19 protein-coding genes are annotated in these 21,528 nt (G+C 55.9%); 15 read left to right on the forward strand and 4 right to left on the reverse strand.

Translation table 11 applies throughout. The features are described from left to right. The first annotated feature begins 83 nt into the window (after positions 1 to 83). A complete protein-coding gene (locus BLO51_RS05340) occupies positions 84 to 869 on the forward strand; it encodes an SDR family oxidoreductase (RefSeq protein WP_090667916.1) in 786 nt (261 codons plus the stop codon). Between the two features lie 155 nt (positions 870 to 1,024). Continuing rightward, positions 1,025 to 1,414 (forward strand): Asp23/Gls24 family envelope stress response protein, encoded by a 390-nt coding sequence (locus tag BLO51_RS05345; protein ID WP_090667919.1) that lies wholly within the window; start codon positions 1,025 to 1,027, stop codon positions 1,412 to 1,414. Between the two features lie 22 nt (positions 1,415 to 1,436). On the opposite strand, the gene ftsW is transcribed toward BLO51_RS05345, so the two are convergent. Together ftsW and BLO51_RS05355 are read right to left on the reverse strand one after the other, a co-directional pair. Then, on the reverse strand, positions 1,437 to 2,579 hold the full coding sequence (ftsW, locus tag BLO51_RS05350) for a putative lipid II flippase FtsW (protein ID WP_090667923.1): 1,143 nt from the start codon (positions 2,577 to 2,579) through the stop codon (positions 1,437 to 1,439). Positions 2,580 to 2,590: 11 nt separating this feature from the next. Then, positions 2,591 to 2,938, reverse strand: coding sequence for a YugN family protein (locus tag BLO51_RS05355; RefSeq protein WP_090667928.1), 348 nt, complete (start codon positions 2,936 to 2,938; stop codon positions 2,591 to 2,593). 243 nt (positions 2,939 to 3,181) lie between these two features. Here BLO51_RS05355 and BLO51_RS05360 point away from each other — a divergent pair, with 243 nt between their 5' ends. From BLO51_RS05360 to BLO51_RS05385, 6 genes are all read left to right on the forward strand, one after another. Beyond that, entirely contained in the window at positions 3,182 to 4,369 is a 1,188-nt protein-coding gene (locus tag BLO51_RS05360) for a M20 family metallopeptidase (protein WP_090667931.1), read from the forward strand. Positions 4,370 to 4,502: 133 nt separating this feature from the next. Next, the gene (locus tag BLO51_RS05365; protein WP_090667933.1) at positions 4,503 to 4,940 is read left to right on the forward strand and encodes a CBS domain-containing protein; all 438 of its coding nucleotides are present in this window, start codon (positions 4,503 to 4,505) and stop codon (positions 4,938 to 4,940) included. A 137-nt stretch (positions 4,941 to 5,077) separates the two neighbouring features. Beyond that, positions 5,078 to 6,244, forward strand: coding sequence for a Gfo/Idh/MocA family protein (locus BLO51_RS05370; RefSeq protein WP_090667936.1), 1,167 nt, complete (start codon positions 5,078 to 5,080; stop codon positions 6,242 to 6,244). A 197-nt stretch (positions 6,245 to 6,441) separates the two neighbouring features. Further along, on the forward strand, positions 6,442 to 8,136 hold the full coding sequence (locus BLO51_RS05375; protein WP_090667939.1) for a DNA repair helicase XPB: 1,695 nt from the start codon (positions 6,442 to 6,444) through the stop codon (positions 8,134 to 8,136). Then, on the forward strand, positions 8,133 to 10,184 hold the full coding sequence (locus BLO51_RS05380; RefSeq protein WP_090667943.1) for a helicase-associated domain-containing protein: 2,052 nt from the start codon (positions 8,133 to 8,135) through the stop codon (positions 10,182 to 10,184). The genes BLO51_RS05375 and BLO51_RS05380 overlap by 4 nt, the downstream gene beginning before the upstream one ends. An 89-nt stretch (positions 10,185 to 10,273) precedes the next feature. Continuing rightward, positions 10,274 to 10,720, forward strand: a complete 447-nt coding sequence (locus BLO51_RS05385) for a YlbF/YmcA family competence regulator (protein ID WP_090667946.1) — start codon at positions 10,274 to 10,276, stop codon at positions 10,718 to 10,720. Positions 10,721 to 10,761: 41 nt separating this feature from the next. Here BLO51_RS05385 and BLO51_RS05390 read toward each other — a convergent pair whose 3' ends face one another. Beyond that, positions 10,762 to 11,781 (reverse strand): asparaginase, encoded by a 1,020-nt coding sequence (locus BLO51_RS05390; protein ID WP_090667949.1) that lies wholly within the window; start codon positions 11,779 to 11,781, stop codon positions 10,762 to 10,764. A 53-nt stretch (positions 11,782 to 11,834) separates the two neighbouring features. Between BLO51_RS05390 and BLO51_RS05395 the strand changes: the two genes are divergently transcribed. The 5 genes from BLO51_RS05395 (at position 11,835) to galU (ending at position 15,587) form a co-directional block, all read left to right on the forward strand. Next, positions 11,835 to 12,101: a YlbG family protein gene (locus BLO51_RS05395; RefSeq protein WP_090667952.1), complete on the forward strand. Its 267-nt coding sequence runs from the start codon at positions 11,835 to 11,837 to the stop codon at positions 12,099 to 12,101. A 226-nt stretch (positions 12,102 to 12,327) separates the two neighbouring features. Further along, complete coding sequence (locus tag BLO51_RS05400; RefSeq protein WP_090667957.1) at positions 12,328 to 12,768, forward strand: hypothetical protein; 441 nt, start codon at positions 12,328 to 12,330, stop codon at positions 12,766 to 12,768. Positions 12,769 to 12,925: 157 nt separating this feature from the next. After that, positions 12,926 to 13,837: a selenium metabolism-associated LysR family transcriptional regulator gene (locus BLO51_RS05405; RefSeq protein WP_090667960.1), complete on the forward strand. Its 912-nt coding sequence runs from the start codon at positions 12,926 to 12,928 to the stop codon at positions 13,835 to 13,837. Between the two features lie 38 nt (positions 13,838 to 13,875). Then, positions 13,876 to 14,724 (forward strand): PHP domain-containing protein, encoded by an 849-nt coding sequence (locus BLO51_RS05410; RefSeq protein ID WP_090667963.1) that lies wholly within the window; start codon positions 13,876 to 13,878, stop codon positions 14,722 to 14,724. Beyond that, positions 14,721 to 15,587: a UTP--glucose-1-phosphate uridylyltransferase GalU gene (galU, locus tag BLO51_RS05415; RefSeq protein WP_090667966.1), complete on the forward strand. Its 867-nt coding sequence runs from the start codon at positions 14,721 to 14,723 to the stop codon at positions 15,585 to 15,587. The genes BLO51_RS05410 and galU overlap by 4 nt, the downstream gene beginning before the upstream one ends. A gap of 174 nt (positions 15,588 to 15,761) precedes the next feature. Here the strand turns inward: galU and BLO51_RS05420 are convergent, their stop codons facing one another. After that, positions 15,762 to 17,531, reverse strand: coding sequence for an Rqc2 family fibronectin-binding protein (locus BLO51_RS05420; protein ID WP_090667968.1), 1,770 nt, complete (start codon positions 17,529 to 17,531; stop codon positions 15,762 to 15,764). 207 nt (positions 17,532 to 17,738) lie between these two features. Between BLO51_RS05420 and BLO51_RS05425 the strand changes: the two genes are divergently transcribed. Beyond that, positions 17,739 to 20,531 (forward strand): calcium-translocating P-type ATPase, SERCA-type, encoded by a 2,793-nt coding sequence (locus tag BLO51_RS05425; protein ID WP_090667972.1) that lies wholly within the window; start codon positions 17,739 to 17,741, stop codon positions 20,529 to 20,531. Positions 20,532 to 20,680: 149 nt separating this feature from the next. Beyond that, positions 20,681 to 21,517 (forward strand): diaminopimelate epimerase, encoded by an 837-nt coding sequence (dapF, locus tag BLO51_RS05430; RefSeq protein WP_090667975.1) that lies wholly within the window; start codon positions 20,681 to 20,683, stop codon positions 21,515 to 21,517. Positions 21,518 to 21,528 lie beyond the last annotated feature (11 nt).

Below are 21,528 nucleotides of genomic sequence, written 5' to 3' on the forward strand. Positions count from 1 at the left end.
TAAAGTATACCTAACTCGAATAAAATCTATTCTAAATATAAACAATTTTCGGACGAAGCAAATACTTTAGGGAGGAGATTTTTATGGATCTATATTTAAAAGGTAAAAAAGCTGTTGTCACCGCTTCCAGCAAGGGATTGGGCCGGGCGATCGCCGAGCAGCTGGCGGCGGAAGGAGCCGATTTGTTGCTCTGTAGCCGGGATGAGCAGGCCGTATGCAACGTAGCCGCTCAGTTAGGGCAAAAATACGGAGTATCGGCTGCAGGTATGGCTGTTGATCTAAGCAGCCCCGAGCAAATCGGCTGGCTCGTCCAGCAGGCGGCCGACCGTTTCGGCCGGGTTGACGCTCTCGTGTGCAATGCGGGAGGGCCGCCGAGCGGCAGCTTCCTATCGCTGGACGAGGAAGCATGGCTCCATGCCATTCAAGTGAATCTCATGAGCGTTGTCAGGCTTGCCAAAGGCTTCCATCCGCTGATGAAGGAGCAGGGTGGACGAATCGTCACGATCGCCTCATCGTCGGTGAAAGTGCCGATTCCCGGTCTGGTGCTATCCAATACGCTGCGAACGGGGATTGTCGGTCTAATGAAGACGCTATCGGTCGAGTGGGGTCCCGACGGAATTTTGCTGAACACCGTATGTCCCGGCCGGATTAGCACGGATCGTCTGGTCGAGCTGGATTCGGCCAAAGCGGCCCGCGACCGGGTAACGGTTGAAGAGATACGGGAAAGCATGATCAAGGACATTCCGCTCAGCCGCTACGGCGAACCGGAGGAGCTGGCTGCCACGGCCGCATTCCTGCTTTCGCCGCGCAACAGCTACATGACCGGATCGGTCTTCTATGTCGATGGCGGGTCGGTCAAGGCCATTTAGAGATCATTTCCGGCGGGATGACGACGGCTTGTTACGTCTGGCAGCTCCTGTGAATTCAGTCGATGTCGAATGCTGTCAAATGGCTGCGCGGTACATTTGCATTCCAGCTTGGAAGTTATTACAATAGAGCTATAATCCTTGAAGGAGTGATCCTCATGAGCGAAGAAATTCAAACAGGTCTTATCCGCATTTCAGATGACGTCGTAGCGACTATTGCAGGATTGGCTGCGCTGGAGACTCCAGGGATTGCCGATATGTCGGGGGGCATTTCCGAAGGATTGGCGAAGCGTCTGAGCGGCAAAAACGTACAGAAGGGCGTTTCGGTGGAAGTGGGGCAAGTGGAAACGGCTATTGATCTTCGAGTCATTGTGAATTACGGAAGTAAAATCCATGAGGTTTGTCGAGATCTTCAAGAAAATGTACGCGATGCGGTGGAGAACATGACCGGTCTGACGGTCGTTGAAGTCAATATTAAGGTTGAGGGCGTCGCATTTCGCGAGGAAGAGAAAGCCATCGTGGAAGACCCGAATAACCGGGTCAAGTAAAAGCAAAAAAGAGAGCCTTGAATCAGGCTCTCTTTTTCGTTTCCCGTTCTTTTTCCGGCTTATTGTACTCTCTGGATATGCTGAGCAGAATACCGAGGCCGGCCAGTGTTGTCAGCATCGAGGTGCCGCCATAGCTGATCAGCGGCAGCGTGACGCCGGTCATCGGAATCGTATTGGTGACTCCGCCCATGTTGACGAACGCCTGAACGCCGATCATTCCGACAATCCCTACGCCAAGCAGCATGCCGAAGGGGTCCTGGCAGCGGAGCGCTACGATCAACCCGCGCCATAGAAAAGCGAGATAGACTAGCAAAAAGAGGAGGGTGCCAATGAAACCGAGCTCTTCTCCTATAATTGCAAAAATAAAGTCGTTGTGCGCCTCCGGCAAATAGTGCAGCTTCTGCACGCTTTGTCCGAAGCCGGCTCCCGTCAGGCCGCCGTGTCCGAACGCATACAGCGATTGCAGAAGTTGAAAGCCGGTTCCATTCGGATCTTTGGTTGGGTCCCAAAAAGCTGTGAACCGCGTGAAGTGATGGCTGTTCCCCTCTGTGGCGATGTAAAAAATCATGCCCACCATGGTCATGAACACGGCTCCGCCGGCGCCCAAATAAAATACATGCTTGAGCTGCGCCCCTCCGACAATGATAATTAACATGGCGCAAAGGAGCAGCACCATCGTGGAACCGAAATCGGGCTGCATCATAATCAGCGCGGAGATGAAACCGATCACGACGAGCGGCGGCATAAGTCCCCGTTTGAAGTCCTGGAACCGGTCGCCTTTTTTGCTGATAATCGAAGCCAAATAAACGATAATCAAAAGCTTGGCGAATTCGGTCGGTTGCAGGGAGAAGCCGGAGAACTTAAGCCAACTCGTAGCGCCGTTCTTATCTTTACCGACAAGCGGAACGAGCAGAAGAAGCCCCGAAACAACGAAAAGAGCCGGTATGACCCACTTCTGAAATTTCCGGAAATCCACATTCATGCAAAAAAACATGACGATCGTCCCGACACCGGCAAATATCGCCTGCTTTACCGCCAAGTGCCCGGGATCGTTAGCTCTATACGTCATGCTTGCGCTAAAAACAAACGCCAACCCGAAGCACACGAGCGAAAACGTCAAGAAGAGCAGCAGAAAATCAGGCGTTCCTCGTCGCGGGGCAGTCATAAGGCCTCCGTCTATTGAGTCAGCTTGACTTTTAGTTCAGCAAGCTTGCCGCTAACCGTTTTCATAATGTAATCCGGAATGGCAGCCTGATAGTTGAGGCCGTGCGGGAACGTCGCTTGGCCGATATAGACATCCTCGACATAAAGAATGGCATAAGGCGATTCCAGCTTTCCGGATTCTACGCGGGTATTGATGCGCAAGAAATAATCGCTCGTAGATTCACGATCCGGCAGTTGCAGATCGTACGTAGCGCGGTAATATTCCCATTGCCAACGCACGAAGCCGAGCTGCTCCATCACTTCGTCCAAATGCGCAAGGTCGCTTTTTATGCCTTTAATTCCGCTATTTTCAATGATCACAACAAAACCCTCCTAGATATATGTACCTCGACTCTACGGTTAACCCTTTATTCATGATAGTATGTTTCCCTTTCTTGTGCAAGCCTAATGCACGGAGGGAAAATTCCCGCCCGAATAAAGTTGTGAAATTCTTGTGACGCATGGATGAAACCGTTTAAAGGATTTGATAAAATGATATTACATTTCAGCGATCGCTAATTTGAATGTGCCGGACAGCGGCAAGAAGAGACGGAGGGGTACCCTATGAAATCGATAGAAGAAACGCTGCAAGCGTTAGTGCCCGATATGATCGCTTGGCGCCGCTATTTGCATCGCCATCCCGAGCTTTCGTTCGAAGAATCGGCGACCGCGGCTTTCGTTGCGGACTTGCTGAAGCAGTGGGGGCTGGAGGTTCGGACGGGCGTAGGCGGGCACGGGATCGTGGCAAAGCTGCGCGGAGCATCGGACGGGCCGACGGTGGCGCTGAGAGCCGATATGGATGCGCTGCCGATTCAGGATGAAAAAAGCTGCGAGTACGCCTCTTCGGTACCGGGAGTGATGCACGCCTGCGGTCATGATGCCCATACGTCCACTTTGCTCGGCGTCGCCAAGACCCTTAGCAGCCACCGGGAAACGCTGAGCGGCAGCATCATATTTATTTTTCAGCCGGCCGAAGAGATATCCCCTGGCGGGGCGTTAGGGATGATCGAGGAAGGCGCGCTCGACGGGGTCGATGTCATTTATGGCATTCATTTGTGGACATCGTTTGAGGTCGGAGCGGCTTATTGCAAGCCCGGTCCGATCATGGCGGCGGCGGATGAGTTTGTGATCGAGATCAAAGGAAAGGGCGGTCACGGCGGACTGCCTCATGAGACGGTGGACAGCGTATACATCGCCTCGCAGCTGGTTGTCAATTTGCAGTCGATTGTGAGCCGCAGTGTCGACCCTGTACAGCCCTGTGTCGTCAGCGTGGGATCGATACACAGCGGAACGAGCTTCAACGTGATTGCCGAATCCGCCGTGCTTGAAGGGACGGTACGGACTTATGACCCCGCCCTGCGCATGCAAGTGAAAGAGCGGCTGGAGACGATCGTAAAACAGACATGTCTGATGAACGGGGCAGCCTACACGCTCGACTACAAGCTTGGTTATCCTCCCGTTGTCAACGATGCGAAGGAAGCGGAACGGTTTTACCGCGCGGCTGCATGGGCTATCGGCACGGAAGCCGGACGGACGGCGCCGCTCATTATGGCTGGCGAAGACTATGCCTATTATTTGGAAAAAATTCCAGGTTGTTTTATGTTTGTAGGCTCGGCCAATAAAGCGAAGGGCATCGTGCATCCGCAACACCATCCTAGATTCGATATTGACGAAACGTCGATGGAACACGCCGCCCGGTTATTTATCGCCATGGTCCAAGATTATATGAAGGAAAATGGGACGAAAGCTTGACTCCGTCTCCCGGGAAGTAACAACGGGCGGGACGAATGGGAAGCCGGGGGAAAGGGGATTCTAAGTGTGCAGCGGCCTGGCGGAGAGTTTCGGCAACAGGCTGCCAATTCCTTTTCTCAGGAGGGTGTTTGCCATGAGTACCAGAACGCTTCGGGAAATTATGACGACCGATTGTTCGACGGTCACGTTGAAGGATAACGTATACGAGGCGGCCGTTAAGATGAAGCAGGAGGATACGGGCTTTATTCCCGTCGTCGAGGGGAAGAAGCTCATCGGGGTATTGACGGACCGGGATCTTGTCATCCGCGGCTATGCGGAGAAGCGGGAAGGGTCCGCGGCGATTAAGCAGGTAATGAGCGAAAGAGTTGTTTCCGTCCCGCCTGAGACAACGGTGGACGAAGCGGCCAAAGTTATGGCTAAAGAGCAAATCCGCCGGCTGCCAGTGGTGGAAAGCGGCGATCTGGTCGGGATCGTATCCATCGGAGACCTGGCCGTCCGCGACAAGTTCGAGGATGAAGCGGGCGAAGCGCTCAGTCAAATTTCCGAGCAAGATAAGCAAACGGTGCATTAATCAACAATCGTTCTTTCGTCCATAAGGCCGGAGGAACGATTTTTTTTATTGTTTTGTTCACGTGTGCATTATATAATGAAAGAGTCGAAAAGAAGGCTAACTATAGGTAAGAACATGTCATGAGAGGCGGGGAAACGATGAGCAAGGTGCGATTCGGACTTATCGGAATCGGCAATATGGGAAAGGGCCATACAAATTATTTTGCCAAAAATGAAGTGGCCGGAGGCGAGCTGACCGCCATTGTGGATACGAACCCGGAGCGGTTGGAATGGGTTCGCCAGCAGTACGGAGACCGGTTCCAGCTGTTTGATAATCCGGATTCGTTTTTCGCTTCGCAAGCTTTCGATGCCGTTCTCATCTGTACGCCGCACTATGATCACCCCGGCTTGGCGATTGCGGCATTCGAGCATGGCTATCATGTGCTGGTCGAGAAGCCGGCAGGCGTCTATACGAAACAGGTTCGCGAGATGAACGAAGCTGCCGCCCGGTCCGGAAAAGCATTCGGCATCATGTACAATCAGCGCACGAACCCGTTGTACCAAAAGCTGCGCGATCTCGTCTCCTCCGGAGAGCTTGGCGAAATTCGCCGCACCAATTGGATCATTACGAACTGGTACCGCTCGCAGAGCTATTACGATTCCGGTGGCTGGCGGGCGACCTGGGCAGGGGAAGGCGGAGGCGTTCTGCTTAACCAAGATCCGCACCAGCTCGATTTGTGGCAGTGGACGATCGATATGATGCCCAAACGGGTTCGCGCGTTTTGCCATTTCGGGAAATACCGCAATATCGAAGTGGAGGACGACGTGACCGCTTATGTGGAATACGAGAATGGAGCAACCGGCTTGTTCGTGACCACGACCGGCGAAGCCCCGGGTACGAACCGGTTCGAAGTGAGCGGCGACCGCGGCAAAATCGTCATCGAAGACGGCAAACTGACGTTCTGGCGGCTGCGGGTGCCGGAGTCTGAGTTCAATCGCGATTTCAAGGGCGGCTTCGGTGCGCCGGAATGCTGGAAATGCGAGATTCCGGTAAGCTCCTCGGAAGGATCGCAGCACAAAGGGATTACGCAAAATTTCATCGATCATATTTTGCAAGGCACACCGCTGCTGGCCCCTGGAGAAGAAGGGATCAAAGGACTGACTCTTTCGAACGCGATGTACCTGTCCTCCTGGACCGACAATTGGGTCGATCTTCCGATCGATGAAGACCTGTATTACGAAAAGCTGCAGGAACGGATTCAAAACTCCACGTATAACAAAGAAACCCGCAAGCTGGACCATATGGATGTCAGCGGTACTCATTAATCTAATAAAGTAGGTATCGGCCGGAAAAAACGAACGGTCCGGGCAAATGCGCCTGGACCGTTTTTTCAGTCAGCTTCGACTTCGTGAATTGACGGGCTCCCTTCCCGTAGTATTCGATGAGACTGTTCGGCGAATGTTTAAATCCCCCTTCCAACCCTCATACTAAAACTGACAGCTATATGTGGAGGGATCGGTATATGACATTTCATAAAGACCGCCCATTGATCGCGCAAACCGACTTTTGCGTGCTGCTGGAAGTACGGCACCCGTCTTTCGAAGAAGCGCGGGCCGGACTCGCCAAGTTTGCGGATCTCGTCAAGTCCCCGGAAAACATCCATACGTACCGCATGTCGTCGCTTTCTCTCTGGAATGCCGCGGCGGCCGGGCTGACGTCCGAGGAGATTATCGGCTTCTTGGACCGTCATGCGAAATTCGGCGTTCCGACCGGCGTAAAACAAGATATCCGGCGCTTCGTCGAGCGGTACGGTCTTGTTCGCATGGAAAGGCTGGGCGACGATCTGCTTCTCATCTCGAAAGACGTGGAAGCGATCAAGGAGATGGTTTCTTTCCGTTCCTTGCGGTCGTACGGGCTGTGTCAGGTCGATTCGCAGACGCTACGTTTTTCCGCCCGGTATCGGGGGCTTCTCAAGCAGGAGCTCGTTAAGCTTGGCTTTCCGGTTGAAGACCTGGCAGGCTACAGCCGGGGCGAATCGCTTCCTATCCGCCTCCGGACGGAGGAGGCTGGTGAGCAGGCGTTCGAGCTGCGGGAATATCAGAGGTCGGCGGTCGATTCCTTTTATCGGGAAGGGAGCCTGCATGGAGGCAGCGGTGTGCTAGTCTTGCCCTGCGGCGCAGGGAAAACGGTGATCGGCATCGCCGTGATGGGAAAGCTAAACTGCGCGACGCTTATTTTGACGTCGAATAGCACCTCGGTACGGCAGTGGAAACGGGAAATTTTGGAGAAAACGGACGTTACGGAAGACTTGGTCGGCGAGTACACGGGAATGCAAAAAGAAGTGCGCCCGATTACGGTGGCCACGTATCAAATCTTGACGTACCGCAAATCAAAAGATGATCCGTTCATCCATATGGACCTGTTCAACAAACGCGACTGGGGCTTGATCGTCTACGACGAGGTGCATCTGCTTCCGGCTCCGGTGTTTCGTGTTACGGCGGACATTCAGGCGACGCGCCGGCTCGGCTTGACGGCGACGCTGATTCGGGAGGACGGCCGGGAGGAGGATGTGTTTTCGCTGGTCGGACCCAAGCGCTACGAGATGCCGTGGAAGGAGTTGGAGACGCAAGGCTGGATTGCCTCGGTCGAGTGCGTCGAGATCCGGGTTCCGATGGCGGAGAAAGAGAAGGAAGCTTACTTCGCCGCGGCGCCAAGACATAAAATGCGGGAAGCCAGTGTCAACCCGGACAAGCTGAAGGTCGTCCGCGATCTGCTGAGCAAACATGACGGCGAGCAAATTTTAATTATCGGCCAATACTTGGAGCAGCTTCGCCAGCTTGCGGAAGCTACGAAGCTTCCGATGATAAGCGGTGAAATGCCTTATGAGGAGCGGGAAGCGCTGTATTCCGGCTTTCGCAGCGGGGCGGTTCCGGCGCTGATTGTATCCAAAGTGGCCAACTTCGCGGTCGATCTGCCCGATGCGACAGTGGCGATCCAAATATCAGGGAGCTTCGGGTCGAGACAGGAAGAAGCGCAGCGGCTCGGACGGATATTGCGGCCCAAGGCGGGCACGAACCGGGCGGTCTTCTATACGCTCGTCAGCGAGGATACGAAAGAGCAGGAGTTTGCGCTGAACCGGCAGCTGTTCTTGATCGAGCAGGGTTACCGCTACCGGATCGAATGGGCGGACGGATCGAAGGAGGCGGTCTCGATATGAATTACGCGCAGTTGCTGATGCGGATGCCCCGCGAGCTGAAGAGCCAGCTGGAAGCGGAAACGATCTACGCGCCATGGCTTGGACAAGGAGCCTCTCTTTGTCAAATATGGACCGATCCCGTCGTGATGGAGACCGTTTGCAACCGGCTGAGCCGTTCCGAGCGTACGGTGCTTGAGGCGGTTGTGCGGCGAATTAGCAGCGAGCCGTTCGACGATGCGGAATTGGAGCGGGCGGCAGTCGGCCCCTTGTCCGGGGCTGAGGTAAAAATGGGTCTGGCCGGATTGCTTCGCAAGGGCATCGTATTTTCATTTCTCAAAACATGGGGCGAGCCTTTGTATTTAATGCCGGAGGACGGATTTGCCTGCTGGCAGTCGGTTCTATTTCCCGAAATGTCCTCCGGGCTCGGCGAGTCGCCGGGAAGCGCAGGATTGAGCCCGGCACCGGCCCTGCCCGCCGAGCCGAATCTGGCCCGCGATTTGTTTTATACGATGGTGCTTGCCGCAGAACAGGGGCTAAAGCTGACCAAAAACGGAACTTTGCACAAAAAGCAGCTTCAGAAATTGTCCGAACGGGTGCGGCTCCGGGAAGAAGCTCTTGAGCCGCTTTCGCTGAAATATGCGTATGCCGATACGTATTCCCCGAAAATTGCGTTGGTGCTGGATATGCTTTTGCGGCTGCAGCTTGTCGTTTCGGAAGACGAGGAGCTTAAGCTGGGCGTCGAAGCAGTAGACGCTTTTCTGGACAAGCCGCTGGCTGCGCAGATGCGCCGTTTGTACTCTCTTTGGAAAACGCTGGCGCTTCCTGCCGCGGCGTGGCAGCAGCACGCCGTGTGCCTTCTGGAGCGCGTAACCGACGGGACATGGATAACGGCGGAGCAACTGCTGGAACGGTTGGAGACGTTCGGTCTACTGCCGGGGACGTTGGAGTGCGGGGAAAGAGCCGAGCGCACCCGGTATTTGCTCAGGCTGTGGCTGGAGCCGCTCGCTGCGCTGGGATTTCTGGAGCAAGGCTCCGATCCGATCGGCGGGCCGGTAACCTACCGATGGACGTTTCCACTCGGTTTGCGAGATGAGCTGGCTGGGGAGGACGAAGCAGAAGACGGCGGCTTAATGGTTCAGCCTGATTTTGAACTTCTGGTGCCCCCGGATGTCGCGGGCAAAGTGCGTTGGGAGCTTTGCTGCTTGGCCGATCTGGTGGCGCGGGATCAGGTAAGTGTCTATAAATTGTCGAAGGAAAGCGTCAAACGGGCTCTGGAGAATGGCCGCACGGCTGCGGAAATATGCGATTTTCTGGAGCGTCACGCGCTCTACGGCGTACCGGACCATGTCCGGTTAAGCATCGGGCAGTGGGCGAAGCCGTACGGCAAAACCGTCTTTACCCAAGCGCTGCTGCTTCGCTGCGCCGATGATGAAACCGCCCGAACGGTAGCCAAGCTGCCAGCCGCTTCCCCGTACGTGAAGGAAATGCTGAATGGGAGGGATTTTCTTATTGCGGCCGCAGACGCAAAGCCGCTTGCTGTTGCTTTGGAAAAAGCGGGCTTTATGCCCGGGCTGCCTGCTTTCCCGGCGGCTCAAACGGAAACGGATGGGGAAATGAGAGCAAGCCGCTTCCCGAAGCTGTCTGCCGAACAGACCGTATCCGTAAAGAAGCTGCATACCGTCGAGCCGCTGGACAAAGGGCTTATTTACTCGAGAAATTCCGTCGGTTTCCTCAGACTGCAGACACGGCTGCCGGAAACCTCCGACGTTTATCCTTCTTTGCAGGATATTCCGCCGACGTGGCTTCGAGATTATCGGAACTATCATGTATCGACCCGCAAAGAAATCGTTGAAAAGGCGATCGAGATGCGGTCGGTGTTGCAAATCCGCAAAAATGGCGCCGACTTTCGCATCGTTCCCCGCAAAGTGCAGGAAACGCGGGGAACCTGGTGCATGACCGGACTCGGTTTGTCAGGCGGCGCGCAGGACGAAACGTCGGAGGTACGCTGGCTGGCGGAGGAGTGGCAGGAAATGCGGCTGATTCTTCCCGGGATAAACGATAAATATTAATTCAGCACGACTGTCCTCGAGTATGGTATGATAAACATGTCTGACATGGTCTGACGCATCATACCCGAATGAAAGGACGGTGCTGCCGCATGGCGGTAACGGAGACGCATACGCTCGACATGTCTGCCATACTGCTTGGGTCATATGAGCTGGCTGACCGCATCAAGTTCTCCGCAGAAACAGCGGATTATTTATATTGGAAACAGCGCAAGGATGCAGACGAGGAAGTTCGGCAGTTGGTGAAGGAGTTTGCGAAAGCCAAGGAATTGTTCGAGGAGTGCGAACGCTTCGGACATTTTCATCCGAACTATCATGAGGCACTTGACCGGGTCAAGGCGGTTCAGGAACGGCTTGATGCCGTAGAATCCGTCCTGCGCTTCAAGGAAGCGGAGAAACGGTTGGATAACTTGCTGTACGACGTATCGGAGATCATCGCACGTTCCGTATCGGATACGATCAAGGTGCCTTCGAACGATCCGCTTGCAGCCGGTGTAGGCTGCTCCTCCGGAGGAAGCTGCAGTGGCAAGTGCGGTTAACAAGCGATAAAAAGGGCCCGGGGATATCCCGGGCCCTTGCTTTAGACGCGATGAAGACGGAAGACCGGTCGGACGATGCCAACCTGATCGCCGCGGCGATTGTTCACCGCCGGATGGTGGAAGCTGGCAAGCTGCGCGGCCTCTTCGGCGTTAAGCAAACCGAGTTGGAGCAGCGTTTCGGCTGCGGCGGGATAGATTGCGCGTTCGGCGCCGTCTTCGATTTTGACCGCAATGCCGATGCCCTGCTCCGGCACGGTGGCCGCATATAGGCCCTCGGCCCCCATCTTGCCAATGATGCGGCCTTGTGTCAGCTCGACGAGGCGGGTATCGAATCTTTCGCTGCCGGCTACATAGAAAGGCGCTTGCCGAATCGCTCCGATCATCGTACGGCAAGCCTCCGCCCGCTCCGGAGAAAGGCCGTCCGGCCGCCCGAGCCGCGCGTAAGCGAATGCGAGCGAGGCCAGCGGGACGGCGAATACGGGGACTCCGCAGCCGTCGGTTCCAAGCGTGATGCTTTCCGGCGGGACCCCGCACATATCGGCGACCGTTCGGAGCATTTTTTGCTGGACAGGATGCTCGGGTGCGATATACTGTTGTATAGGAACATTCATGAGCTTGGCAAGCGCCAGCATACCAGCATGCTTGCCGGAGCAGTTGTTATGAAGCTGTCCGGGTTCGCGCCGCTCCCGCTTTATCGCATCGGCCGCGGGCTTATACATCGGCTCCTGCGGGCCGCAGCCTAGAGCGCTTTCATTCAGTCCCAGCTTTCGTAAAATCTCCAGAGCGGTTGCCGCATGCTCCGGTTCCCCTCCGTGCGAGGCGCAAAGCAGCGCAGTCTCCGATGACGTCAGCCCGAATCGCTCGCTTCCGCCGGCTTCCAGCAGCGGGATGGCTTGCAGCAGTTTGGCCGTCGAGCGGGCAAACGTGTAAAATTCCGGATTCCCGGCATACGCCAACAGTTTCCGCTCGTTATCCACCACGGCGATATGGCCACGGTGTACGCTTTCGGTCATTGATCCGCGGGAGATTTCGACTAACAATTCATTTTCCGGTGCAACCATCGTTCATCCGTCCTTTCCTGATTCTATAGCAAACAGAAAGAAGGTCATTGTCCATGTTTACCGAGCGAAGCGGCATTATTGTCTGGGTAAGCGATTTGAAAGCGGCCGGCAAGCATTTGGAGAAATATGGTAATATCCATTTTATTTCCAAAAGACTGCACTATGCCGCGATGTACGTTTATTCCAGCCGTCTGGACGAAACGGTGAAGCAGCTTCAAAAGCTGCCGTTTGTAAAAAAAGTGGAACGCTCGTATCGAAACGAGATCAAAACTGAGTATAACAGCAACGTTCCGGATAAGACAAGGTTCTATTCCCTATAATCTCGGAGCGAATATACGATCATAGCTTACGATAGGAAAGGAGCTTCTGTGCGCAGAAGCTCTTTTCTTTTTTTGGCATGCGCACCCTAGGCAAGCAGCAAGTTCTGGCTCCGGGTTTCTAAAGTTTTTTTAATTTGATTCTCGAGTTGGAATAAGGCAAAATAATAGGTGGCTTGATGTGTACATAGGGTAACGGAACTATTTTTGTAGGAAAGGGGTTGGGAAGTTGAACGGAGGGAAAGTCGACGGCCGGGAACAAAAAAAAGTATCGCGCAACGGGCTGCTTAGAGGCAAGCCGATTGCGGATATCGTCGTCACCCATCACGCTCGCAGTCGATGGGTCGATCGAGTGGAAACGGAGAAGACAGGCTTTCACGACATTACGGCTTTTTTGTGGAGCAAGCTGAAGTCGAACTCGATCCAACCCTACTACAAAAACGAGCAGGATGTTTACCTGATCGATGAGGATTTGGTCATGGTCGCAGAATTTGTCAAGCTGGACGCTTCGGAATCGGCGGTGGAAGCGGAGGCGTATAAAATGATCGTCGTCACGTTCCTCGGAAGGATGTCGGAGACGATGGAGCTGCGGGATTTGCGCTCCTATTATTCCTGGCTTCGCCATTCGCGGCGCATGACGCTGATCAAGAACAGCCGTAAACGAAGATAAGATGCAAAGATTCGAGCATGCCGGGAATCCGGCATGCTTTTTGGCGCTTTCCCGCCCACAAGAAAACCTACCGCTGATTTTCGGTCGCGCATCCTTGAATAGCTTCGATTAAGGTTTTCTTATATAATGGGGCTACAACGCTTGTGGAGGAATCGTTATGGCGCTTAACTTTCACCAGCTTCATATTTTTCATACCGTTGCGGAGAAGGGGAGCTTCTCCTATGCCGCGCAGGCGCTGCACATGACACAGCCGGCGGTGACGATGCAGGTACAGTCGCTTGAGGACTATTTCGGGACGAAGTTGTTCGTGCGGTCGACCAAACGGGTCGAGCTGACCGAAGCTGGCCGGACGTTGCTGCCGTTCGCGTCTCGCAGCATTGAGCTGATGAGGGAAACCGACATTCGGATGTCCAAATTCACGCATATGCTGGAAGGCCGGCTGCATCTGGGCGCGAGCTTAACGGTGGGGGAATATGTTTTGCCCCGGCTGCTCGGACCGTTCGGGCAAGAATACCCGAGCATCTCCGTCAGCATGAAGGTCATCAATACGAAGCAAATTTTGGAGGAAGTGCTCAGTCATCAGTTGACCTTCGGCTTAGTGGAGGCCGAGGTGAATCATCCGGACGTGCATACGGAAGCTGTGTTGAATGACGAATTGAAGCTGATCGTGCCGAGGCTTCACCCGCTTGCCGAGCGTGAGCAGATCGGGCTGGAGGAGCTTGCAAAGTATCCGTTTGTTTTGCGGGAGCAGGGGTCGGGAACGCGCAAGGTGATGGAGGAGGAGCTGGCCCGGGCCGGCTGCGATGTGTCCGCCTTGAAAATTGTGATGGAGCTTGGCAGTACAGGGGCGGTGAAATCGGCCGTAGAGGCCGGACTCGGCATCTCGATCGTATCTCAATCCTCCGTTAAGCATGAAGCCGCGCTCGGCGTATTGCAGGTAAAGAACGTCGAAGGGGTTTCCTTCGCCCGCAGCTTTCATGCCATATATTTAAGCTCTACGCTGCTCCCCATCTCGGCCGTGACCTTCATGACCTTTTTGCGGGAGCGCGATTTAAGCCAGTGGTTATAAAAGACTTTTATGAGAAAAAAAGGGAGGTCTGTGGTTCTATGGCATTTGCAGATTTACATACGCATACGTTGGCCTCGGACGGTACGAGGCCGCCCGCCGACAATGTCAGGCTGGCTGCCGAGGCGGGGCTCGCAGCGGTAGCAATCACCGACCATGATACGGTCGGCGGACTCCGGGAGGCGATGGAAGCGGGCTTGAAGTACGGTATCGCCGTCGTGCCGGGCGTGGAGATCAGCACTGTCCATGCCGGACAGGACATTCATGTGCTCGGTTACTGGATCGACGATACGGACCCTCGGTTTCTGTCGAGGCTTGCGGAGCTGAGAGAAGTGCGCAATCGGCGCAACGAAATGATCGTGAACAAGCTTCAAGAGCTGGGGCTGTCCGTCTCGATGGACGACGTGCTCGAATCGCTGCGGACCTCGAAAAAAGCGGGCGACACCGTAGGCCGTCCGCATATCGGGGATGCTTTGGTGCGCAAAGGGTATGTAAACTCGATGGCCGAAGCGTTTGACCGTTATTTGGCCAAAGGGGCGGCAGCCTATGTGAATCCGCCCCGCATCACGCCGCAGCAGGCGGTGGAGTGGATTCTGGAGGCCGGGGGAGCCCCGGTGCTGGCGCATCCGGGGCTGTACGGGCAGGACGAGCTGATCCCGCTGCTTGCAGAAGTGGGACTCGTTGGTGTGGAAGCATTCCATTCCGACCATACGCCGGAGCAGGAAGCGCATTATGAAGCGCTGGCTGCCGAACACGGTTTGTTGGTAACGGCGGGGTCGGATTACCATGGCGAACGGGGCGGCGTCGTGTTCCATGCGCCGATCGGGGCGCGCCGCGTCGCTGCGGACATCGTAGATCGGCTATTCGAACGAAGGGGGATGCGGTCATGACCGTACGCAAAGCGATTATTCCGGCTGCGGGCCTCGGTACCCGATTTTTGCCGGCCACCAAAGCGCAGCCGAAGGAGATGCTGCCGATCGTCGACAAGCCGGCGATTCAATATATCGTAGAGGAAGCCATTTCGTCCGGTATTGAAGACATCATGGTCATTACCGGGCGCAACAAGCGGGCCATCGAGGACCATTTCGACAAATCGGTGGAGCTTGAGGCCATTCTCGAAGAAAAAGGAAATCAGGAGCTGCTCGGCATCGTACGGTCCGTATCGAATCTGGCTGACGTTCATTACATTCGTCAGAAGCAGCCGCTCGGGCTCGGTCACGCGGTGCTCTGCGCCCGCAAGTTTATTGGCAATGAGCCGTTTGCCGTGCTGCTTGGAGACGATATCATTCAATCGGAGCCGCCTTGTCTGAAGCAAATGATCGACCTGCATGAGGCGACGAACACGTCGGTGATCGCTTGCCAGGAAGTGCCTTGGGACGACGTGGACAAATACGGGATCATCTCGCCCTTGGCGGGGCAGCATTCGCATCGTTATATCGACGGCTTGATCGAGAAGCCGGAACGCGGGCAAGCCCCGTCCAACTGGGCGATTATCGGGCGGTATATTCTGACTCCGGATATTTTCAATATACTCGAGCACAGCGAGCCTGGCCGTGGCGGCGAGATTCAATTGACCGACGCCCTGCAGGCGCTGAACCGGCAGCGGCAAATGGTGATGTTTCCAGTACCGGGCCGGCGCTTTGATGTTGGCGACAAGCTGGGTTACCTTGAAGCGACGATCGAGATGGCACTGGAACGGGAGGAGCTGCGCGGACCGTTCGAAAGTTATTTGCGCAAGCGCTTAGGCTTGTAGGAACCTCATCTTTACCTTTTAAACGACAGACCGTCCTTCTAGCGGAACCGTATCCGCCGAAGGGCGGTTTTTATTTTGGGAAAACTATCGTTATTGAATTTCCGGCACTGCCTAAATGAAAAAGCACCTGTCCGCAAGACTGCGGATTCAGGTGCTCTTGCTCGCTGCACGGGCTTACTTTATGGCTACCGGCATCTGTTTGATATTCCCCTGGTCGGGCGTGACGAACAGCGTTTTTTGATGATCATAGATCACGAATCCCGGCTTGGCGCCGCCAGGCTTGCGCACGTGCCGGATGAGCGTATAGTCGACCGGTACTTGGCTCGATTCCTTGGCTTGACTGAACCAGGCGGCAAGTTGAGCCGCTTCGTGCAGCGTCGCATCGCCGTACTCGGCGCTGCGAATGACGACGTGAGAGCCCGGAATATCTTTCGTATGCAGCCATGTATCGCCGGAATGGGCGAGCCGGTTCGTTAAGTACTCGTTCTGCGTGTTATTTTTGCCGACATAGATCGGGATGCCTTCGCTTGAAGTGTAGCAGGCCAGAGCCGGCTTTTGGTTCGGCTTTTTTTTGCGTCCTTTTTTGCCGCGGTCCCGCACGTAGCCTTGCTCCGTCAGCTCCTCACGGATTTCCTGGATATCGGCCAGTCCTGCGCTGGCAAGCTGCTGCAGCAAATTGTCCAAATAACGGATTTCCTCGCGAGCCTCGGTCATCTGCTGCTGAACGGCGATCAGACTGTTTTTGCTTTTGGTATACTTTTTGAAATACCGTTGGGCGTTCTCGGACGGCGTTAACAGCGGATCAAGCTCGATCGTGACGGGACGCTGCTCTTCATCGTAATAGTTCACAACCTCGATTTGCTTGTCGCCTTTACGGATTTGGTGCAGCGAAGCGGTAAGCAGCTCGCCAAGGATGCGGAAGCGGTCCGCTCCGCGGGCGCCCTCCATCGTATCTTCCAGTTTTTCCATTTTTTTGATGTTTTTGCTGCGTTCGTTGCTGAGCAGCCGGAACAGATCGGCTACACGCTGCTTCACGGTATCCCGCTCCGCCTTGTCTCCGTAATACGCTTCGAGGCAGACGCTGATCGAAGCGAAGCGCTGCGTCTCGCCCTGCACGTGGCTCAGCTCCGTAATGGAGAAGAACGTTTTGCCCGTCGACGCTTCTTCGACAATAACCGTCTCCGTCGCTCCGGCTTCCAGCTTTTCGGTGAGCTCCCGGAACGGAGCCCACAGCTTCGCGGACATTTCGGACGGCAGAGGCAGGCCTCCATTGGCGGCGCGGTATACAAGTTCGCGGGCGACGAGCGGGCTGAACCCGCTAAAATGCCCGACGAGCGCCTGCTCCCAGAAGCGCGTGGAAGCGGGCTCATCGGCCGCCTCGGCCGCTTCGGCAAGGAGAGCGGTGAAACGCTCCTCGCTCATTCCGAACGGAAGCAGCTTGTGCTGCTCCGGCGGCGGCGTGTAGACGCTGCCCGGCATGACGATGCGGTAGCTGCTGATCGCCGGCGTGACGTGATGAATGCCGTCGGTAATGATCCCGGTCACCGGATCCTTCAAAATAATATTGCTGTGGCGGCCCATAATCTCCACGACGATCGTTTTGAGACTGAGGTCCCCGAGCTCGTCGCGCTGCCGGATGTTCAGCTGCAATATCCGTTCGAGACCAGGCTGCTCGATCGCTTCGATGATGCCTCCCTCGCAGTGCTTGCGCAGCAGCATGCAGAACATGGGCGCTTCCAGCGGATTCAGGAAGCTCTGCTCAGTGAGGTGTACCCGGGGGTAGGTGGGATTGGCGGACAGCAGCAGCTTCAGGTTGCGGCCGGCCGCGCGGATTTGCAGGACGATATCGTTTTCCGATGGCATCTGCACTTTATTGATTCGGGCCCCGACGCAGCATTGCAGCTCGCGGGCCAGACTGTGAACGACGAGACCGTCGAAAGACATGTGGGACAACTCCATTCTTCATGCGCAAAAGCGATTTTTGAGTGCTACCCTCTATCATGCCATATTTTAAAGCAAATTTTAAGTCGTCGGGTCTGCATGCGTCTGCCGCTCCGATAGGAGGCGGCCCCGGCGTTCCTTTCCAGGTGCTAATTTCCAGCTTGTCTGAATACATTTAACATAGACAACCTTTTGGGAGGGAAAAAGCAGATGAGTCAGAAGAAGTGGTATCAAATGTCGACGGAAGAAACCCTGCAGTCGTCCGGGACAGAGCCTTCAAAAGGGCTGACTATGGAGGAATCGGAAAAGCGTCTGGCCGCATACGGCAAAAACGAGCTGGCGGAAGGGCAAGGCGTGTCTCCAGTAACGCTGTTTTTGAACCAATTCAAAGACTTCATGGTGCTCGTGCTCGCCGGAGCGACGCTTGTCTCGGGTTTGCTGGGCGAATATTTGGACGCGGTCGCGATCATTGCGATTATTATCATGAACGGCATTCTCGGCTTCGTGCAGGAATTCCGGGCGGAACGATCGCTGCGGGCGCTGAAGGAGCTGTCGGCGCCGAACGCCAAGGTGCTGCGGGAGGGCCAGGTGGAACTCATACCGGCACGATGGCTGGTTCCCGGGGATATCGTCGTGCTGGAAAGCGGCGATCGGATGCCGGCGGACGTCCGGTTCATTGAGACGAACGGCCTTTATGCGGAAGAGTCCGCGCTGACCGGGGAATCCGTACCGGTCGCCAAACATACGGAGTCGCTGGAGGGAGAAGATATTCCTCTGGGGGACCAGCGCAATGTAGGCTTTATGGGGACGATGCTGACGCGAGGAACGGCCAAAGGGATCGTGGTCCGTACCGGCATGGCGACGGAGATGGGCAAGATCGCCGACCTGATCCAAAATACCGATGCTACTGAGACGCCTTTGCAGCACCGGCTCGAGCAGCTCGGCAAAATATTGATCGTCGTCGCGCTGGTGCTGACAGTGATGGTCGTGGTTGCGGGCATTCTGCATGGACAAGAGCCGTACGGCATGTTCCTCGCGGGGGTGAGCCTGGCGGTCGCCGCGATTCCGGAAGGGCTGCCTGCGATTGTAACCATTGCACTGGCGCTTGGGGTACAGCGGATGATTCAGCGCAAGGCGATCGTCCGCAAGCTGCCTTCCGTCGAGACGCTCGGCTGTGCTTCCGTCATCTGCTCGGACAAAACCGGCACGCTGACGCAAAATAAAATGGCCGTGACGCACTTGTGGGCGGGCGGCGAGCTGCTTGAGGTGTCGGGGAACGGCTACGACCCGCGCGGTGAAATTTTGAAGCAGGGGCAGCACGTCGATGTGCGGAAAAACCAGATGCTGCGCCGGCTGCTGCAGGTTTCCGTGCTCTGCAACAATGCGGAGCTGCGGGAGGAGCGGGCGGAATCCAAGAAAAAGCAGCCGGACAACGAGACGGAGGGCGTGTGGAGCATCAAGGGCGATCCGACGGAGGGAGCGCTTGTCGTGCTCGGGGCCAAAGCCGGCGTCACGCAGCAATCGCTCGGAGGCTTGTACCGGCGCGTCGTGGAGTTCCCGTTCGATTCGGAGCGCAAGCGGATGTCGGTCATCGTCGAGCATCAGGGCGGCCGGATGGTCTGCACGAAGGGGGCGCCCGACGTTCTGGTGCAGCAGTGCGCCTACGTGCTGTGGGACGATAAAATCATCCCGTTTACTCCGACGCTCAAGCAGAAGGTGATGGCCGCGAACGAAGGGATGGCTAAAAACGCGCTCCGCGTGCTCGGTCTGGCTTACCGCGATTTGAAACCGACGGAACGGAGCGAGGAAGAGACGGCGGTGGAAAACCAGCTTGTTTTCGTCGGTCTGACCGGGATGATCGACCCGCCGCGCAAAGAAGCGCGGGAAGCGATTCTCAAATGCCGCAAGGCGGGCATCAGAACGGTCATGATCACCGGCGATCACCAGACGACGGCGGAGGCCATCGCCAGGCAGATCGGGATTCTGCCGCAGGATGGCCTTGCTCTGAACGGCCAGCTGCTTAGCGCGATGACCGACGACGACCTCGATAAGCGGGTCGGCGAGGTGTACGTCTACGCTCGAGTGTCTCCGGAGCATAAGCTGCGCATCGTCAAATCGCTCCAGCGCCAAGGCCACGTCGTGGCGATGACCGGCGACGGCGTGAACGACGCGCCGGCGATCAAGGCGGCGGATATCGGCATCGCGATGGGGATCAGCGGGACGGACGTATCGAAGGAAGCGTCCGCGCTCGTGCTCAGCGACGATAATTTTGCCACGATTGTCTCGGCTATCGAGGAAGGTCGGGGGATTTACGAAAATATCCGCAAATTTATCCGCTACTTGCTCGCTTCGAATGTCGGCGAAATTTTGACGATGTTTCTCGCCATGCTGGCCGGGCTGCCACTGCCGCTCGTGCCGATTCAGATTTTATGGGTCAATCTCGTGACGGACGGCTTGCCGGCCATGGCGCTTGGCGTGGATCAGGCGGAGAAAGATTTGATGCAGCAGAAGCCCCGCCTGGCCAAAGAAAATATTTTTTCTCGCCGCCTCGGGTGGAAAATTATTAGCCGCGGCATTCTGATCGGACTATGCACCTTGGCGGCATTCTACATTACGCTCAAGCAGGGCGGGGACGGCCCAGGCGCGCTTGTGAAGGCGCAGACGGTCGCTTTCGTCACGTTGGTGATGGCACAGCTCATCCACGTGTTCGACTGCCGCAGCTCGCGCTCGATTTTCCACCGGAACCCGCTTCAGAACAAGTGGCTTGTGATGGCGGTCGTGTCTTCGCTGCTGCTGATGCTGCCGGTGCTTTATGTCGAGAAGCTTCAGCCGATTTTCAAGACAGTGCCGCTCGGTGTTGCGGATTGGGTGCTTGTGCTCGTATTTGCGGGTATTCCGACATTCCTGATGGGTATCGGAAGCCTGATGAGCAAACCGCGGAAGCGCAAGCCCGCGTCGTACGGAGGAGGCGGGACGAAGGCGATGAAGCCGGTCGTCCGGTAAAGGGTATGGGAGCCGGACCCCTGCGAAAGCAGAGGGTTCGGCTATTTGCATTTTCGCCCAAATTCGGATAAAATTTTGCGGAGTCGCTATGCATAGCTGCGAATTTGCGATATAGTAGGGTGTAAAACGCTGAAATGGGAGCAATAACGATGAATTTCACGAAAATGCAAGGGTTAGGCAACGATTTTATCGTCTTGCACGGCCACAAGGAGCTGCCTGCGGACGCATCGGAGCAAGCGATCCGGTTGTGCGACCGCCATTTCGGCATCGGCGCGGACGGTCTTGTCTACCTGCTTCCTTCGGCAAAAGCCGACTATATGATGCGAATCATCAATTCCGACGGCTCGGAGGCGGAGCAATGCGGCAACGCCATCCGCTGTGCGGCCAAATATATTTACGATCACGAGCTTGTTCCCCGGGACAAAACCGAGCTGACGATCGAAACGATCGGAGCCGGTGCGCTGGCGGTGCAGCTGACGGTCGAGGAAGGGCGCGTCGCTGCGGTACGCGTCGATATGGGCGCGCCGGTATTGAACGGGCTCGAAATTCCTACGACGATCGACGAGCCGCAGGTCATCGGGTATCCGGTCACCGTCGATGGACGCGAATTCCGCTTCACCGCCGTGTCGATGGGCAACCCTCACTGCGTCATTTTTGTCGAGGATGCGGTCGGAGTGGATTTGTATGCTTGGGGCCCGAAACTCGAAACGCACGCGCTGTTTCCACGTAAAATGAATGTAGAGTTCGCGACGGTCCAGAGGCGCGATTATGCCGATATGCGGGTATGGGAACGCGGCGCAGGTCCGACGCTCGCCTGCGGAACGGGCGCCTGCGCCACGCTGGTGGCCGGGGTACTCACCGGACAAATGGACCGGGAAGCGGTCATTTCCTTAAAAGGCGGCGATCTTCGGATCGAATGGAATGAATCAGATAATCGTGTTTACATGACGGGACCGGCGGAAATCGTGTTTAAAGGAACGCTGTAAGGTCCATCATG

The sequence above is a fragment of the Paenibacillus tianmuensis genome, from assembly GCF_900100345.1.
In the GTDB taxonomy this organism is placed as follows: Bacteria; Bacillota; Bacilli; order Paenibacillales; family NBRC-103111; genus Paenibacillus_G; species Paenibacillus_G tianmuensis.